Genomic DNA, 15112 nt, shown 5'->3' with positions numbered 1-15112 from the left:
GGCATCGCCGCCGTCGTGGTAAATACAGATGGAACTGCACTTGGGTTGGGAGACGACGCCAAGGAAACATTGGATACCCTCAGCCTGCTCGCGTTATTACCGCTGATCCCGATCGCTTTCTATATTTACCGTTTCTATCTCGCCGCACAGGCGAAATCCAACGCCTTGCGCATCGGGCCGGCGCAATTTCCGGAACTGTTCGCGCTGTATCAGGATATCGGCCGTCGGCTGGAACTCAAGACGCTGCCCAAGCTTTATCTGACCAACGGCAACGGCGTGGTCAACGCCTTCGCGCTGGAGTGCAACCGCCGCCAGCGCTACGTGGTGATCCATGCTGAAATCGCCATGCTGATGCCCACCGCGCCGGAGATCGTGGAGTTCGTGCTGGCCCATGAATTGGCCCATCACAAGCTGCGGCACGTGTCGCTGTGGCGTCTGGCGATCGGCGTCGTGCCGCAGTCGCTGGTGTTGCCCGGCCTGGCGACCACTCGCGCGCAGGAGTATTCCGCCGATCGCGTGGCGCTCGCGGTGTGCCCGAACTACGCCAACACGGTGCGGCTGCTGGCCGTCGGCCCCTGGATGCAGCACGGCGTGAATCCGCAGGCCTGGCTGGAGCAGTGCGAAGAAGAGAACAAGGAGCTGTTTGTTCGCATCAGCAATCTGCTGTCAGACCATGCGGTGATGGTCAAACGCTTCAAGGCGCTCAAAGACATCGAGATGCACGGCTTCGAGCGCCATGGCAGCATGTTTTAATCCGCCCGACGGGCTTACAGTGTTTTCAGCACGCGCGCCGGGTTGCCGCCCACCACGCAGTTGGCCGGCACGTCTTTGGTGACCACCGCGCCGGAGGCCACGACCGCATTATCGCCGATGGTCACGCCCGGATTGATCACCGCGCGCCCGCCGATCCACACGTTGTCGCCAATCTTGACCGGCTTGCCGAACTCCGCGCCGCCGGCGCGCGTCTCGGCGTCCAGCGGATGGGTGGCGGTGTAGATATGCACGCCCGGCGCCAGCAGGCAGTTGTCGCCGATGTGCACCTCGCACACGTCGAGGATCACGCAGTCGAAATTGGCGTAGAAGTTCTTGCCGAGATAGATGTTATAGCCATAGTCGCAGCGGAACGTCGGCTCGATGGCGCCGCCTTGATAGCCGCCCAGCAGCTCGTCCAGCCACTGTTTGCGCAGCTCGCCCTCTTCCGGCGATGAGTGGTTGTAGCGATGCGTTATCTGGCGCGCGCGCCGACGCTCGCTGCGCAGCAGTTCATCGCCGGCGTCGTACAGTTCCCCGGCGATCATCTTGCGCTTTTCTTCGCTCATGGCCATGTCGGCCTCCTTCATCCGCGTTTCTTGAATGCCCAAGCGTAGCCGCTTTAGCCCGGCAATAAAAAGGGAACGTTCCCAATTTAAAGCCCCGATCACGGTTTAACGCGAGAAAGCAGGAGAAAACGGGCGGCGCCGCCGCCCGGCAATCAGGCGCGCAGTTCCTGGCGCACGTGTTCGGGCAGGCCTTCCACCACCAGCTGATAGGAGCTGTCGATCAACGTATAAAACTGCGAGTTCGGCAGGTTGCCGTCGAGAAACACCGTATTCCAGTGCGCCTTGTTCAGGCCATTGCAGGCGACGATCTCAGGGTGGTGTTCGCGCAGGCTTTCCGCCAGCTCCGGGCTGGACTTGACCGCCAGCGCCGGCCGCCCTTCCACTTCGCACACCATGGCGAACATCACGTCGCCCACCTTGATCTGGCTGGCCTGCCACTGGTTCTGGTCGCTTTGCTCCGCGCCCGGCTTCGCCATGCAGTACTCCAGCAATGCGCTGTTATTCATTGGGTTATTCCCCCTGTAATGTGGCCACAATACGGCGTGCTCCGCCGTGGATGCGGTGCTCCCCCAGCCAGATGCCCTGCCATGTGCCCAACATCAGCCGCCCGTGCCTGACGGGCAGCGTCAAGGAAGCGCCCAGCAGCGAGGATTTGATGTGCGCCGGCATGTCGTCCGGCCCTTCGTAATCATGCTGATAGGGGGCGTTTTCCGGCACCTGACGCAGGAAATGCTGCTCCATATCGGCTCGCACCGTGGGATCGCAGTTCTCGTTGAGCGTCAGCGAGGCCGAGGTATGCTGCAGCAACAGATGCAGCAGGCCGGTTTGCAGGCGGTGTAAGTGGGTTAACTGGTTGACTATCTCGTCGGTAACCAGATGAAAGCCACGCGCTTTTGCGCTGAGGATTAGCGTTTGCTGATGCCACATGAGTGAGCGCCCCTCAATCAGTATATTCTCTCTCCGGTTTGCGGCAACTTCGGCGGCGCGCCGGCAATAAAAAAGGAGCGATATCGCTATCGCTCCCGATGAACGTCCGTTCAGACTAACAGGCGTTACTGCACCGCAGCAAACGCCTCGGCTACCTGACGCACGTTGTCGTGGTTCAGGCCGGCCACGCACATGCGGCCGCTGTGGATCAGGTAGACGCCGAACTCTTCGCGCAGGCGATCGACCTGCGCCGCGCTGAAGCCGGTGTAGCTGAACATGCCGCGCTGCGCCAGCAGGTAATCGAAGTTGCGCTGCGGCAGCGCGCTCTTCAGGGTGTCCACCAACGCGTGGCGCATTTCGAGAATGCGGGTGCGCATGCTTTCCACTTCATTGAGCCACTGGGTTTTCAGCTCAGCGTCGTTCAGCACTTTGGCCACCAGCTGCGCGCCGAAGTTCGGCGGGCTCGAGTAGTTGCGGCGCACGGTCGCCTTCAGCTGGCCCAGCACGCGCCCGGCCGCTTCTTCGCTTTCGCACACCACCGACAGGCCGCCGACGCGCTCGCCGTACAGCGAGAAGATCTTCGAGAACGAGTTGCTCACCAGGCACGGCAAGCCGGCCGCCGCAATGGCGCGAATGGCGTAGACGTCCTGCTCCATACCGCCGCCGAAGCCCTGATAGGCGATGTCGAGGAACGGAATGATCTCACGGTCGGCGATCACCTTGATCACTTCGTCCCACTGGGCGGGGGTCAGGTCTGAGCCGGTCGGGTTGTGACAGCACGGATGCAGCAGCGCGATGCTATGCTTCGGCAGCTGTTTCAGCGCAGCCAGCATGGCGTCGAACTTCACGCCCAGGCTTTCGCCGTCAAAATACGGATAGGTATTCACCTTGAAACCGGCGCCGCTGAAGATGGCGACGTGGTTTTCCCAGGTGGGATCGCTGACCCACACCTGCGAATTCGGGAAGTAGCTTTTCAGGAAGTCGGCGCCCACTTTCAGCGCGCCGGAACCGCCGACGGTCTGAATGGTGGCGATGCGCCCCTGCTGCAGCATCGGGTGCTGCTCGCCGAACAGCAAATGCTGGATGGCGGTGCGGTAGGATTGCAGCCCTTCCATCGGCAGGTATACCGAGGCGCCGTGCTCGACGCTGTTCAACTGCGCTTGCGCCGCGGCGACCGCACGCATCTGCGGAATGACGCCCTGCGCATCGTAGTACAGGCCAATGCTCAGGTTCACCTTGTGCGCGCGCGAGTCTTGTTTGAATTTTTCCATCAGCGACAGAATGGGATCGCCGGCATAGGCGTCAACGTTCTGGAACACGTTTTTTTCTCCTGGTTTATTTATTGTGGTTTGGGCACAGCGTTACGTTCCTAATATAGACGGAAAAGCGTATTCGGTTTCAGCTTTCTCGCGTCACCGGCAACAAACCGTTTTCCTTGATGCGATTGAGCACCACCGCCGTTTTGATATGCGCCACGCTTTTGTGCGGCGACAGCGTCTGGCTGATGAACTCGCTCAGCGCCGGCAGGTCCGCCACCGCCACTTTCAGCAGGTAATCGGCGTCGCCGGTGGTCTTGTAAGCGTCCAGGATCGCGTCCACGTCCTCCAGCATCTGATGAAAGCTGTCGATCTGCTCCTGAGCGTGCGTGATCAGGCTGACTTCAATCAGCCCCACCAGCCCCAGGCCGACCGCCTCCGGCGCCAGCCGCGCGTGGTAGCCGCGGATCAGCTGCGCCTGCTCCAGGCTGATGCGCCGCCGTGAACACTGGGAAGCGGAAAGCCCCACCAGTTCGCTCAGCTCCTGATTGGTCAAACGGCCGTTGGCCTGTAACAGCGTCAGGATTTTCATATCAAAATCGTCAATGTTGTACATAGCCACCTGTAAACTGTGTTAATAAATGTTGACGTTACAGCCTACCAGTTTTTTTACCGTTGCCGACGTCACACCCTGGCGCTTAAATCGCGTACAGCAGCAACGCCCGGCGTTTTCGCCGGTAAGCGGCATAAAAAACGGCTAACTCATGCAGGCAAACGACAATTAACGGCGAAGTAACGCATAAAACCACGAATGTATAAAAAGGACGCCAGATGAAAAAGTTACTCCCTCTCGCGCTGCTGCTCGCCGCCGGCAGCGCCGGCGCGCAATCCCACCTGGACAAAGTGCTGCAGCAAAAGACCCTGGAGGTCTGCACCACCGGCGACTACAAGCCCTACACCTTCCTCAAGGAAGATGGCAGCTATGAAGGCATCGATATCGACATGGCGGAATCGCTGGCGAAGAGCCTCGGCGCCAAGGTGAAGTGGGTGAAAACCAGCTGGAAAACCCTGACACCGGACTTCGCCTCCGGCAAGTGCGACATCGCCATGGGCGGCATCTCCGTCACGCTGGAGCGCCAAAAACAGGTGTTCTTCGCCGACAAGCTGGATACCGACGGCAAAATTCCGCTGGTGCGCTGCACCGACGTGAAGAAATACCGCACGATAGAACAGATCAACAAACCATCGGTGCGTCTGCTGGAACCGGCGGGCGGCACCAACGAAGCCTTCGTGCACGCCTATCTGCCAAAAGCCAAGCTGACGCTGACGCACGACAACATGAGCATTTTCCAGCAGCTGGTGGATCGCAAGGCGGACGTGATGATCACCGACGCCTCCGAGGCGCTGTACCAGCAGAAGCGCTATCCGAAGCTGTGCGCGGTGAATCCGACCAAACCGATGCAGTACGGCGAAAAGGCTTACATGCTGCCGCGCGACGATCTGAGCTGGAAACTGTATGTGGATCAGTGGCTGCACCTGGCCAAGGCGACCGGCGAGTATCAGAAGGTTATCGACAAGTGGTTGGCGGTAAAGAAGTAACCCGCTGAGAAACGGGGCCGACGCGCGTCGGCCCCTGCGGCGTATCAGTCGCCGATGTATTCCATCGCCACGCGCTGCGTGAGCTTGGTGATCAGTTCATAAGCGCTGATGCCGGTACAGGCGGCGATGCGCTCGACCGGCAACGCCGGCCCCCACAGCACCGCTTCATCCCCTACCTTATCGGCGGCGTCCGGCCCGAGATCGACCGAAATCATGTCCATCGACACCCGGCCGACGATCGGCACTTCGCGGCCGTTGATCAGGATCGGCGTGCCGGTCGGCGCGCTGCGCGGGTAGCCGTCGCCGTACCCCATCGCCACCACGCCAAGGCGAGTATCGCGCGGGCTGATCCAGGTGCCGCCATAGCCCACCGCTTCACCAGCCTTGTGCTCGCGCACCGCGATCAGGCTGGATTTCAGCGTCATCGCCGGCTGCAGACCATGCTCGGCGCCGCTGCCGTTATCCAGCGGCGACACGCCGTACAGAATGATGCCGGGGCGCACCCACTCGTTGTGGGCGTCCGGCCACAGCAGCGTGCCGCCGGAGGCGGCGACCGAGCGATGGCCCGGTTTGCCGCGCGCGAACTGCTCGAAGCAGGCGATCTGTTTCAGGGTGGCGTCGGACTCCGGCTCGTCGGCGCGGCTGAAGTGGCTCATGATATTGACCGGCTGCGCCACGTTGCGGCAGGCGCACAGGCGCTGATAAAACGCCTCCGCCTGTTCGGGGCGCACCCCCAGTCGATGCATGCCGGTATCGAGCTTCATCCACACCGGCACCGGGCGCGCCAGCTCGGCCTGTTCCAGCGCCTCGAGCTGTTCGATGCTGTGCACCGCGGTTTCGATGTTGTTCGCCACCAGCACCGGCAGGTCTTCGGCGCTGAAGAAGCCTTCCAGCAGCAGGATCGGCTTGACGATGCCGCCGGAGCGCAGCATCAGCGCCTCGCCGATGCGCGCTACGCCGTAGCAGTCGGCGTCTTGCAGGGTGTGTGCTGTTTCCAGCAGGCCATGTCCATAAGCGTTTGCTTTCACAACGGCAATCAGGCGGCTTTGCGGCGCCTGGCGGCGCACCTGTTGCAGATTATGTCGCAGAGCGCGGCGGTCGATTACAGCGGTTGCCGCTTTCATTTCAGTTCCTTAGCTGATTATTCGTCATCGTATTGTGGCCCCGCGTAGTTATCGAAACGCGACCACTGGCCGTTAAAGGTAAGGCGCACGGTGCCGATTGGGCCGTTACGCTGCTTACCGATAATAATTTCCGCGATCCCTTTCAGATCGCTGTTCTCGTGATACACCTCATCACGATAGATGAACATAATCAGGTCGGCGTCCTGCTCGATGGAGCCGGATTCACGCAGGTCGGAGTTGACCGGGCGTTTGTCGGCGCGCTGCTCCAGGCTTCGGTTCAGCTGCGACAGCGCCACCACCGGCACCTGCAGCTCTTTCGCCAGCGCCTTCAGCGAGCGCGAAATCTCGGCGATCTCCAGCGTACGGTTGTCGGACAAGGCCGGCACGCGCATCAGCTGCAGGTAGTCGATCATGATCAGGCTAAGCCCGTCGTGCTCGCGGAAAATGCGCCGCGCGCGCGAGCGCACTTCGGTCGGCGTCAGGCCGGAGGAGTCGTCGATGTACATGTTACGCTTCTCCAGCAGGATGCCCATGGTGCTGGAAATGCGCGCCCAGTCCTCGTCGTCGAGCTGGCCGGTACGGATGCGCGTCTGATCCACGCGCGACAGCGACGCCAGCATACGCATCATGATCTGCTCGCCGGGCATCTCCAGGCTGAAGATCAGCACCGGTTTCTCCTGGGTCATCGCGGCGTTTTCGCACAGGTTCATGGCGAAGGTGGTTTTCCCCATCGATGGACGGGCGGCGACGATGATCAGATCGGACTTTTGCATGCCCGCAGTTTTCTTGTTGAGGTCCTGATAGCCGGTATCTACCCCGGTCACGCCGTCATGCGGCTGCTGATACAGCTGTTCGATACGCGAGACGGTGTCTTCCAGGATGCGTTCGATGCCCTTCGGGCCCTCGTCTTTGCTGGCGCGGTTCTCGGCGATTTGGAATACGCGGGATTCCGCCAGATCGAGCAGGTCTTCGCTGCTGCGGCCCTGCGGATCGTAGCCGGCGTCGGCGATTTCGTTAGCCACCGAGATCATTTCGCGCACCACCGCGCGCTCGCGCACGATGTCGGCGTAGGCGCCGATGTTGGCGGCGCTCGGGGTGTTTTTCGACAGCTCGGCCAGGTAGGCGAAGCCCCCCACCGAGTCCAGTTCACCCTTCTGTTCGAGCGATTCGGACAGGGTGATGAGGTCGATAGGCTTGCTCATCTCCAGCAGACGCTGCATCTCGGTAAAGATCAGGCGATGCGGGCGGCTGAAGAAGTCGTTGGCGACCACGCGTTCCGCCACGTTGTCCCAACGCTCGTTATCCAGCATCAAACCGCCCAACACCGACTGCTCGGCCTCCAGCGAGTGCGGCGGCATCTTCAGCCCTTCCATCTGACGATCTCTGGAACGCTCTCTGGTTTCGTCCGCGTTTGTTTTGTTGGTTGGTTTTTTTCCTGCCATGAAACGTAGTCTTTATCCGGTTGCGAATGAAGGATCCTGACGCGAGAGTATACGTGATTTTTGCGTCATAACCGATGCAAAAAAGGTATTGAATCCCGCACGGGCGAACTGGATCTCCGATAATAAAAAGAATAGGGTGAAATCAGACACTCCAACGAGGTAACCCTATGGCCAAGCGCATTCAATTCTCCGCCGTCGGCGGACCGGAAGTCTTGCAATACGTTGATTTTACACCGCTCGATCCGGCTGCCGGTGAAGTGCAGATCGAGAACAAGGCGATCGGCATCAACTACATCGACACCTATGTGCGCAGCGGGCTGTACGCACCGGCCAGCCTGCCGAGCGGCCTCGGCACCGAAGCGGCCGGCGTGGTGGTCAAGGTCGGCGCCGGGGTCAGCGCGATCAAACCAGGCGACCGGGTGGTGTATGCGCAGTCGTCGCTCGGCGCCTACAGCGAGATCCACAACGTGCCGGAAGAGAAAGTGGCGCTGCTGCCGCACAACCTGAGCTTTGAGCAAGGCGCCGCTTCTTTCCTGAAAGGGCTGACGGTGCACTATCTGCTGCGCCAGACCCACGAAGTGCAGCCGGGTGAAGTATTTTTGTTCCATGCCGCCGCCGGCGGCGTCGGGCTGATCGCCTGTCAGTGGGCCAAAGCGCTGGGCGCGCGCCTGATCGGCAGCGTCGGCTCCGACGAGAAGGCGGCGCTGGCGAAGCAGGCCGGCGCCTGGGCCACCATCAACTACCATAAAGAGGATATCGCCCAGCGGGTGGCCGAGCTGACGCACGGCGAGAAGGTCGGCGTGGTGTACGATTCGGTGGGGCAAAGCACCTGGCAGGCCTCGCTCAACAGCCTGAAGCGGCGCGGCCTGATGGTCAGCTTCGGCAACGCGTCCGGCCCGGTGACCGGCGTTGATCTGGCGCTGCTGAATCAGAAGGGCTCGCTGTACGTCACCCGCCCTTCCCTCAACGGCTACATCACCAACCGCGCCGAGCTGCAGTACGCCAGCAACGAGCTGTTCTCGCTGATCGGCAGCGGCGCCATTCGGGTGGAGGTGAGAGACGAGCAGAAATTCGCGCTGGCCGACGCCCAGCGTGCGCACCAGGTGCTGGAAAGCCGCAGCACCAGCGGTTCCAGCCTGCTGATCCCCTGATCGCGGCCAAAGAAAAGGGCTCCTTGCGGAGCCCTTTCTGTTACTGCGTTTTGTAGGGGTAGAGCAGAGTCCGCCAGAGACAGGGGTTGCTTTAGCAACACGAATTTTAGGTGTCTCTCACGGTGATGAAATCGGTCGCATCACTGCATCGACCAACATCCTAACAGCCCCGTCCGGCAAAAAACACGCTTTATGTGCCACATCGCCGGGGAAAACTGCCAAGCTGTGATCGCTGCCGCATTCGCGGTGCGGGAAATTGTGCAAGTTTCAGTGTGACTGTCTGATTATTCAGCAAAAAATCAGTAACGCCGGATCTGGGGTTTCTGCATTGAACGGTAAATCCATACCCCAACCACCGCCAAAATCAGCCACGGCAGCAGCTTAATGACCACCGCGAACAGCCCGCCCAACAGCATGAATGCCGCCGCCACCAACAGCGCTGCGAAGATCCCCAGCAGCGAGATGCCGGTCACCATCAGCATCACCACAAAACCAATGAGAAAGAAGATTTCCAACATGATTGCTCCTTTGCAATACAACGTATCTGCAGAGTGGATTACAAGAAGCGTGCCAGAACGGCGGATGGGCTAACCTATTGAAAACCCAAGGCAGGCATCCGGTAACGCACCGAACGCCTGGTGAAAAACACTAACTATTGGTCAAATTTTTTGTGGATTACGCCATTTCGACGCGCGGCTGACGCACCAGCGCCAGCGCCTGCTCCACCACCCGCGCATCGGCGCCCGGCTTGTGGGCGTTCTCGCTCAGATGGCGACGCCACTGGCGCGCGCCCGGCACGCCCTGGAACAGACCGAGAATATGGCGAGTAATGTGGCCAAGATAGGTGCCGTTAGACAGCTCGCGCTCGATATACGGATACAGCGCTTCGACGATCGCCACGCTGTCCGGCACCGCGGTCTGCGCGCCGAACAGTTCGCTGTCGACCCGCGCCAGGATACCCGGATTCTGATACGCCTCGCGCCCCATCATAACGCCGTCCAAGTGCTGCAGGTGCTGCTGCGCCTCTTCCAGCGTTTTCACCCCGCCGTTAATGGCGATGGTCAACGCCGGGAAATCCCGCTTCAGCTGATAGACGCGCGGATAGTCCAGCGGCGGCACTTCGCGGTTTTCTTTCGGGCTGAGGCCGGAGAGCCAGGCCTTGCGCGCGTGGATGGTGAACATGTCGCACTCGCCGCGCCCGGCAACGGTCTCGATAAAGTCACACAGGAAGGCGTAGCTGTCCTGATCGTCGATGCCGATGCGGGTCTTCACCGTCACCGGGATCGACACCACGTCGCGCATCGCCTTGATGCAATCGGCGACCAGCGCCGCCTGGCCCATCAGACAGGCGCCGAACATGCCGTTTTGCACCCGATCGGACGGGCAGCCGACGTTAAGGTTAATCTCATCGTAACCGCGCTGCTCCGCCAGTTTGGCGCAATGCGCCAGCGCGGTCGGATCGCTGCCGCCCAGCTGCAGCGCCACCGGATGCTCTTCTTCGCTGTAGGCCAGATAGTCGCCCTTGCCGTGGATGATCGCGCCGGTGGTCACCATCTCGGTATACAGCAGCGTTTCCTTGGTCAGCAGGCGGTGGAAGTAACGGCAATGACGATCGGTCCAGTCGAGCATCGGCGCGATGGAGAAACGATTGGCGGCGTAGGTTGGGGCGTGGTTGTCTTTCGTCATGCTGAGTTACTGGCTACCTGAGTCTGTCTGGGTTCAACGAACGGCGCGCGGCCGCAAACGGCTATTATAACGACAATCGGTGCCGTTGGGAAAACCCGCTTGCCGCCGGCAAAAATAAGCGGAGACAAGGCGAATAAACCCGCACGTTCAGGTGTTATCTCATTACGGGCGCGCACGGCGCCTCTGCCTTGAGGACATAACCATGAACAGCTTCATTAAACGCCTGCTGGCATCGGCCATTGCCGGCTGCCTGCTGTTGTCCGGCGCGGCGCTGGCGATGGGCGGCGACGGCAGCGGCCAAACCCCGCCAACCTGTCCGAAAGGCCAGGTCTACGACAGCAAAACTCAGACTTGCATGGTAGATAAAAGCGGCAAGGTCGACGACGCCGACCGCACTAACTACGCCTATGCACTGGCGAAAAGCGGCCGTTATCAGGAAGCGCTCGATATGCTCAATACGTTGAAAAATCCCAACACCGCCGTTGCGCTGAACTATCGTGGCTACGCCACGCGCAAACTTGGCCGCACCGATGAAGGGATCGGCTATTATTTAAAATCAGTAGCCCTCGATCCGAAATACCCCAAAGTGCGCGAGTACCTGGGGGAAGCCTATATGCTGAAAGGCCGACCCGATCTGGCTCGCCAACAGCTGCAGGTGATCCAGTCGCTGTGCGGCACCGGGTGCGAGGAGTACCGCGATTTGGCGGCGGCCATCGACCGCCACCCGGAATCGTGATCCGACGCGCTTGCGGAGGTGACTATCAGCGGCGATGCGATACGCGATGAACTCGGCCACTATCTCTCCCGCCTGTGGCGCTATGCGCTGGTGCTCTCGCACCGGCGGGATGTCGCCGACGATCTGGTGCAGGCCACTTGCCTGCGTGCGCTGGAGCGCGCCGCGCAATTCACCCCCGGTTCACACCTGGATCGCTGGCTGTTTTCCATCTTGCACTCCATTTGGCTCAATGAAGTTCGCGCCCAACATCTTCGCCAGGGGCAAGGCTGCATGGCGGCGGAAGAGCTGGGCGATGCGGACAACGGCGAACAGCCGGTCTGGCTCCATGAAGTGATGCGGCGCGTCAGCCGGCTGCCGACGGCCCAGCGCAACGCGCTGTTTCTGGTGTATGTCGAAGGGCTGTCTTACCGGGAGGCCGCAAAAGTGCTGGCGGTGCCGATCGGCACCGTCATGAGCCGTTTGGCGGCCGCACGTCTGGCATTGGCCGATGACCGCCCGTTGGCAAACGACGGCCCGCACCGCAAAGAGCGCCATCCCGCCCCCTTGCCTCCTGATCGTCGATAACGCCCTATTCCAACGAGCGGATAACCCGGCATGGCTGCCCCAGCGCCAGCACGTTGGCCGGGATGTCGCCGGTAACGATGCTGCCTGCGCCGATGGTGGTGCCGTCGCCGATGGTCACTCCCGGCAGGATCACTACGTTGCCGCCGATCCAGACGTTGTTGCCGATGGACACCGGCTGCGCCGAGGTGCGGAAAGGGAAATCCGGATCGCCGGTGAAGCGCTCTGCGGCCTTCAGCGGGTGGCTCGGCGTATAGATTTGCACGTTGGGGCCGATCAGCGTGTTGTCGCCGATGGTGATGGTATTGCAGTCGAGGAACACCGCGTTGACGTTGATAAAACAGTTTTTACCGATGCGGACATGCTGCCCGTAGTCGCACCAGAATGGCGTTTCAATCCAGCTCGCTTCCCCCCAGGCGCCGAACAGCTCGCCGAGCAGGCGGTTTTTCTCGTCCGCCTGATGCGAGTCCAGCGCCCCCAAGCTTTTGATCAACGCCCTCGCCCGATGGTACAGGGCGATCAGTTCTTCATCGCGGCTGTTGTACTCCAGGCCGCTTAACAGCTTCTCTCTTTCCGTCATCACACAGGGCTCCTGCTCATCACACGGGTGAAAGGCGTTATACCGCTCTCGCCCCCCGCTCTCCAGCGCTAAAACCGGCAACGTTGATTTGCCACCCGACGGTGGGGAAAAGTTGTGACGCATCTCTCTTTTAGCGCGATCGACGCGCCTTTCCCTGCGCTATCATCAGGGGAAAAGGGGGCAACCCTCGGCGATTCGCCGTAATCATGGTAAAATCGGCTTTTTTACGTACCGGGATATTTGCGATGAACTCAACCACCCAGGAAAAGCTGCTGGCGCAGGCTGAACGCCTCTGCCAGCAACGCAATGTGCGATTGACGCCGCAACGGCTGGAAGTGCTGCGTCTGATGACTCAGCAACCCGGTGCAATCAGCGCATATGACCTGCTCGATCTGCTGCGCGTCGCCGAACCGCAGGCCAAGCCGCCGACGGTATACCGCGCGCTGGATTTTCTGCTGGAGCAAGGGTTTATCCATCGAGTGGAGTCGGCCAACAGCTACGTGCTGTGCCACCATTTCGAACAGCCGATGCATACGTCCGCGCTGTTTATCTGCGACCGCTGCGGCCAGGTGACCGAACGCACCACCGAAGGCGTGGAGGAAACGCTGCAGAAGCTGGCGCAGGAAGCCGGATTTGCACTGCGGCACAGCGTGGTGGAAGCGCACGGTCTGTGCGCCGGTTGCGTTGAAGTTGAAGCTTGTGACAGCAAGCATGACTGCGCCGAACACGATCACAGCATCGCCATCAAGAAGAAGTAAGACGAAGTCAGGTACTTCCCTGTACCTGCGGCCGGGGCGCCAGAGGATGGAGCGACGCCGGCCTGCGCTGTTGCCGGCCGCCGTCAGTGGCGGCCCTGCGTGTTACCAGCGGTGTTTGGTGTGATCTTCCCAGGCCTTCACCTCTTTTTCGGCCGCCTCTTTCTGGTAACCGTAGCGCTCCTGAATTTTGCCGACCAGCTGTTCGCGTTTCCCTTCGATGACCGTCAGATCGTCATCGGTCAGCTTGCCCCATTTCTCTTTCACTTTGCCTTTCAGCTGCTTCCAGTTACCGTCGGCTTGATCTTTATTCATAGTCTCTCCGTTAACCTGTGGTGAATCAGTGATCCCTGTCGCCGGCCGGGGTTAACCAGAAATTTTTCTGGCCGATGCTTCCTTCACCTTAAGAAGCACCGCTCCCCTTCATTTACCAGCCACATGATTCATTCTAGTTAAACATGGAAATAAAAAAGCCAAAACACAGAATAAAAAACCATTAACAAACAAAATAAAAACAAAAAACGCTAACAAACAACGAACTAACGCGAACAGATCAAGGCTGAAAACATGTAAGCAAACATGACCAAAATCATAAGAAAAGCTAACCATTAACCCAACAAAACGTCCGGTTTAATGTGCAGTAAACCAGCTGCCGCGCACCTGGTGACGGTGCCAAATCCAGCCCAATGCCACGCCACGCAACGTCAGAAACACCGCCAGCGCCAGCCAGAGCCCGTGATTGCCAAGCAGCGGCACGCTGAACAGCGTCAGACCGTACCCTGCCGCGGCCACCGCCATGCTGTTACGCATCTCAGCGCCGCGCGTGGCGCCGATAAACATGCCATCCAGCAAATAGCACCACACCCCGACCAGCGGCAAAATGACCTGCCACGGTAAATAGTGGGCGGCCAACGCGCGCAGCTCCGGTAGAGAGGTCAACGCCGCCACGATCTGCTGGCCGGTAACGGCATACGCCAGGCCGAAGGCCAACGCGACCAGCCCCGCCTGCCTGCAGGCCGCGTGCCACACCTTACGCAGTTGACTGCCGTCCCGGGCACCGTAGGCGTGGCCGGAATGGGCCTCCACCGCATAAGCGAAGCCGTCGAGCGCATAGGCGGTAAACGTCAGCAGGTTCATCAACACCGCGTTAACCGCCACCACATCGCTCCCCAGGCGAGCGCCGAAAATGGTCAGCGACGCAAAGCACAGCTGCAGCAGCAATGAACGCAACATGATGTCGCGATTGAGCGCCAGCAGGCGACGCAGATCGCCACGCCAGGCCTGACGCAACATCGCCAGGGTAATACCGCGCAGACGCATCACCCGCCACGCCAGCCACAGGCCGAGCAATAGCGTGGCATATTCGGCGATGGCGGTGGCCGCCGCCGCCCCTCGCACGTTCCAACCCAGGCCCATCACCAGCCAAATATCCAGCACGATGTTCAGCAGGTTGCCGACGATCAGCAGGATCACCGGCGCACGCACGTACTGCACGCCGAGCAGCCAGCCCAGCAGCACCAGGTTGGCCAGCGCCGCCGGCGCGCTCAACCAGCGGATCTCAAGAAAACGCCGCGCCTGCTCCAGCACCTCGCCATCGCCGCCGACGATCCGCAGCGCCAGTTCGATCAGCGGATAGCGCAACAGGACGATCGCCCCTCCGGCCAACAACGCCAGCAGCAGCGGTTGCATAAAGGCGCGCGCCAGCGCCTGCGGGTTCTTCGCTCCCAGCGCCTGCGCCGCGAGGCCGGTGGTGCTCATGCGCAGGAACAGCAGCAGCATGAACAGGAAGCTGGTCGCCACCGCGCCGATCGACACGCCTCCCAAATAGATCGGGCTGTCGAGGTGGCCGATCACCGCGGTGTCCACCAGCCCGAGCAGCGGCACGGTGATATTGGAGAAAATCATCGGCAGGGCGAGGCGCCACAGGGCTTTATCGGTGTCGCTGGTGAAGGCGGAAATCAGGCGCATGATGGGAT

General features: G+C 60.7%; 18 protein-coding genes. 6 read left to right on the top strand and 12 right to left on the bottom strand.

Annotated elements, in window-relative coordinates:
• The first annotated feature begins 69 nt into the window (after positions 1-69).
• On the top strand, positions 70-753 hold the full coding sequence (locus H7A77_RS18985) for a M48 family metallopeptidase (protein ID WP_042785459.1): 684 nt from the start codon (positions 70-72) through the stop codon (positions 751-753).
• A gap of 14 nt (positions 754-767) precedes the next feature.
• On the opposite strand, the gene maa is transcribed toward H7A77_RS18985, so the two are convergent.
• From maa to H7A77_RS18960, 5 genes are all read right to left on the bottom strand, one after another.
• Complete coding sequence (gene maa / locus H7A77_RS18980) at positions 768-1325, bottom strand: maltose O-acetyltransferase (RefSeq protein WP_042785802.1); 558 nt, start codon at positions 1323-1325, stop codon at positions 768-770.
• 146 nt (positions 1326-1471) lie between these two features.
• Entirely contained in the window at positions 1472-1825 is a 354-nt protein-coding gene (locus H7A77_RS18975) for an MmcQ/YjbR family DNA-binding protein (protein WP_046897199.1), read from the bottom strand.
• A gap of 4 nt (positions 1826-1829) precedes the next feature.
• Complete coding sequence (locus tag H7A77_RS18970; protein WP_004936779.1) at positions 1830-2246, bottom strand: secondary thiamine-phosphate synthase enzyme YjbQ; 417 nt, start codon at positions 2244-2246, stop codon at positions 1830-1832.
• 125 nt (positions 2247-2371) lie between these two features.
• The gene (locus tag H7A77_RS18965) at positions 2372-3565 is read right to left on the bottom strand and encodes an amino acid aminotransferase (RefSeq protein ID WP_164057677.1); all 1194 of its coding nucleotides are present in this window, start codon (positions 3563-3565) and stop codon (positions 2372-2374) included.
• 79 nt (positions 3566-3644) lie between these two features.
• Positions 3645-4118, bottom strand: a complete 474-nt coding sequence (locus H7A77_RS18960) for an Lrp/AsnC family transcriptional regulator (RefSeq protein ID WP_025304444.1) — start codon at positions 4116-4118, stop codon at positions 3645-3647.
• Between the two features lie 215 nt (positions 4119-4333).
• Here H7A77_RS18960 and H7A77_RS18955 point away from each other — a divergent pair, with 215 nt between their 5' ends.
• Entirely contained in the window at positions 4334-5101 is a 768-nt protein-coding gene (locus H7A77_RS18955) for a transporter substrate-binding domain-containing protein (protein WP_033651220.1), read from the top strand.
• A 44-nt stretch (positions 5102-5145) separates the two neighbouring features.
• On the opposite strand, the gene alr is transcribed toward H7A77_RS18955, so the two are convergent.
• Together alr and dnaB are read right to left on the bottom strand one after the other, a co-directional pair.
• The gene (gene alr, locus H7A77_RS18950; protein ID WP_108682094.1) at positions 5146-6225 is read right to left on the bottom strand and encodes an alanine racemase; all 1080 of its coding nucleotides are present in this window, start codon (positions 6223-6225) and stop codon (positions 5146-5148) included.
• 17 nt (positions 6226-6242) lie between these two features.
• Entirely contained in the window at positions 6243-7667 is a 1425-nt protein-coding gene (dnaB, locus tag H7A77_RS18945) for a replicative DNA helicase (RefSeq protein WP_025160134.1), read from the bottom strand.
• A gap of 167 nt (positions 7668-7834) precedes the next feature.
• Here dnaB and H7A77_RS18940 point away from each other — a divergent pair, with 167 nt between their 5' ends.
• Positions 7835-8818, top strand: coding sequence for a quinone oxidoreductase (locus H7A77_RS18940; RefSeq protein WP_033644412.1), 984 nt, complete (start codon positions 7835-7837; stop codon positions 8816-8818).
• 299 nt (positions 8819-9117) lie between these two features.
• On the opposite strand, the gene pspG is transcribed toward H7A77_RS18940, so the two are convergent.
• The gene (gene pspG / locus H7A77_RS18935; protein ID WP_033644411.1) at positions 9118-9336 is read right to left on the bottom strand and encodes an envelope stress response protein PspG; all 219 of its coding nucleotides are present in this window, start codon (positions 9334-9336) and stop codon (positions 9118-9120) included.
• Positions 9337-9493: 157 nt separating this feature from the next.
• Positions 9494-10504, bottom strand: a complete 1011-nt coding sequence (gene dusA / locus H7A77_RS18930; protein WP_172755537.1) for a tRNA dihydrouridine(20/20a) synthase DusA — start codon at positions 10502-10504, stop codon at positions 9494-9496.
• Between the two features lie 202 nt (positions 10505-10706).
• On the opposite strand from dusA, the gene H7A77_RS18925 reads away from it, so the two are divergent.
• Entirely contained in the window at positions 10707-11240 is a 534-nt protein-coding gene (locus tag H7A77_RS18925; RefSeq protein ID WP_042785465.1) for a tetratricopeptide repeat protein, read from the top strand.
• 18 nt (positions 11241-11258) lie between these two features.
• Positions 11259-11804, top strand: a complete 546-nt coding sequence (locus tag H7A77_RS18920) for an RNA polymerase sigma factor (protein ID WP_080491974.1) — start codon at positions 11259-11261, stop codon at positions 11802-11804.
• 4 nt (positions 11805-11808) lie between these two features.
• Here H7A77_RS18920 and H7A77_RS18915 read toward each other — a convergent pair whose 3' ends face one another.
• Positions 11809-12381 (bottom strand): sugar O-acetyltransferase, encoded by a 573-nt coding sequence (locus tag H7A77_RS18915; RefSeq protein WP_033651216.1) that lies wholly within the window; start codon positions 12379-12381, stop codon positions 11809-11811.
• Between the two features lie 245 nt (positions 12382-12626).
• On the opposite strand from H7A77_RS18915, the gene zur reads away from it, so the two are divergent.
• The gene (gene zur, locus H7A77_RS18910; RefSeq protein WP_015379223.1) at positions 12627-13139 is read left to right on the top strand and encodes a zinc uptake transcriptional repressor Zur; all 513 of its coding nucleotides are present in this window, start codon (positions 12627-12629) and stop codon (positions 13137-13139) included.
• Positions 13140-13241: 102 nt separating this feature from the next.
• Here zur and H7A77_RS18905 read toward each other — a convergent pair whose 3' ends face one another.
• Positions 13242-13451 carry a CsbD family protein gene (locus tag H7A77_RS18905; protein WP_004936743.1) on the bottom strand — a complete coding sequence of 70 codons (210 nt, stop codon included), beginning with the start codon at positions 13449-13451 and terminating at the stop codon, positions 13242-13244.
• A gap of 315 nt (positions 13452-13766) precedes the next feature.
• Positions 13767-15104 (bottom strand): MATE family efflux transporter DinF, encoded by a 1338-nt coding sequence (gene dinF, locus H7A77_RS18900; RefSeq protein WP_182074506.1) that lies wholly within the window; start codon positions 15102-15104, stop codon positions 13767-13769.
• Between the last annotated feature and the right edge of the window lie 8 nt (positions 15105-15112).

Source organism: Serratia sp. ME47, from assembly GCF_903970925.1.
GTDB classification, from domain to species: Bacteria; Pseudomonadota; Gammaproteobacteria; order Enterobacterales; family Enterobacteriaceae; genus Serratia; species Serratia ureilytica.
This window is presented reverse-complemented; position numbering and strand designations above follow the sequence as displayed.

Coding starts and splice junctions, on each gene's coding strand:
- maa (WP_042785802.1), bottom strand. CDS start 1,325: ATGGCCATGAGCGAAGAAAAGCGCAAGATGATCGCCGGGGAACTGTAC.
- H7A77_RS18975 (WP_046897199.1), bottom strand. CDS start 1,825: ATGAATAACAGCGCATTGCTGGAGTACTGCATGGCGAAGCCGGGCGCG.
- H7A77_RS18970 (WP_004936779.1), bottom strand. CDS start 2,246: ATGTGGCATCAGCAAACGCTAATCCTCAGCGCAAAAGCGCGTGGCTTT.
- H7A77_RS18960 (WP_025304444.1), bottom strand. CDS start 4,118: ATGTACAACATTGACGATTTTGATATGAAAATCCTGACGCTGTTACAG.
- H7A77_RS18955 (WP_033651220.1), top strand. CDS start 4,334: ATGAAAAAGTTACTCCCTCTCGCGCTGCTGCTCGCCGCCGGCAGCGCC.
- alr (WP_108682094.1), bottom strand. CDS start 6,225: ATGAAAGCGGCAACCGCTGTAATCGACCGCCGCGCTCTGCGACATAAT.
- dnaB (WP_025160134.1), bottom strand. CDS start 7,667: ATGGCAGGAAAAAAACCAACCAACAAAACAAACGCGGACGAAACCAGA.
- H7A77_RS18940 (WP_033644412.1), top strand. CDS start 7,835: ATGGCCAAGCGCATTCAATTCTCCGCCGTCGGCGGACCGGAAGTCTTG.
- pspG (WP_033644411.1), bottom strand. CDS start 9,336: ATGTTGGAAATCTTCTTTCTCATTGGTTTTGTGGTGATGCTGATGGTG.
- dusA (WP_172755537.1), bottom strand. CDS start 10,504: ATGACGAAAGACAACCACGCCCCAACCTACGCCGCCAATCGTTTCTCC.
- H7A77_RS18925 (WP_042785465.1), top strand. CDS start 10,707: ATGAACAGCTTCATTAAACGCCTGCTGGCATCGGCCATTGCCGGCTGC.
- H7A77_RS18915 (WP_033651216.1), bottom strand. CDS start 12,381: ATGACGGAAAGAGAGAAGCTGTTAAGCGGCCTGGAGTACAACAGCCGC.
- zur (WP_015379223.1), top strand. CDS start 12,627: ATGAACTCAACCACCCAGGAAAAGCTGCTGGCGCAGGCTGAACGCCTC.
- H7A77_RS18905 (WP_004936743.1), bottom strand. CDS start 13,451: ATGAATAAAGATCAAGCCGACGGTAACTGGAAGCAGCTGAAAGGCAAA.
- dinF (WP_182074506.1), bottom strand. CDS start 15,104: ATGCGCCTGATTTCCGCCTTCACCAGCGACACCGATAAAGCCCTGTGG.